The 478-nt window shown below is 61.9% G+C and carries 1 protein-coding gene; it reads left to right on the forward strand.

Annotated features, from left to right (window positions below):
• Positions 1-478, forward strand: a 478-nt coding sequence (locus ACTFO6_RS17650) for a cobalamin-dependent protein (protein ID WP_439935729.1), incomplete at both ends; no start/stop codon positions are given.

The raw sequence follows: 478 nt of genomic DNA on the forward strand, positions 1-478 counted from the left end.
GAGTGGGAGTCCCTGTGGACGGCGGTGGAAACCGGCGACCACAAGTACACGGACAAGCGGGTGCGGGAAGCCATCGAGGCCGGCATCGACCCGAAAGTGATCCTGGACGACGGCCTGTTTCCGGGCTTCAATCTCCAGGGTGATCGATTTACAGCCCAGATCATCTTCATCCCCGAGATGCTGATCACCGCCCGGGCGATGAAAGCCGGACTAGCCCTGATCCGCCCTCTGCTGGCGGCGAAGGCGGAGAAGCCGCTGGGAACGTTCGTCATGGGCACGGTGCTCGGCGACATGCACGACATCGGCCAGTCCATCGTGACCATCATGCTGGAGAACGCCGGCTTCCGGGTCATCAATCTGGGGACAGACGTTCATCCGGACCGGTTCATCGAGACGGCGGCTGCCGAGAAGGCCGACCTGGTGGGCTTTTCGGCGTTGCTTTCCACCACGGTGTATTACCAAAAGGTCACCATCGAGG

The sequence above is a fragment of the Pelomicrobium sp. G1 genome (assembly GCF_051905455.1).
Classification (GTDB): Bacteria; Pseudomonadota; Gammaproteobacteria; order Burkholderiales; family UBA6910; genus Pelomicrobium.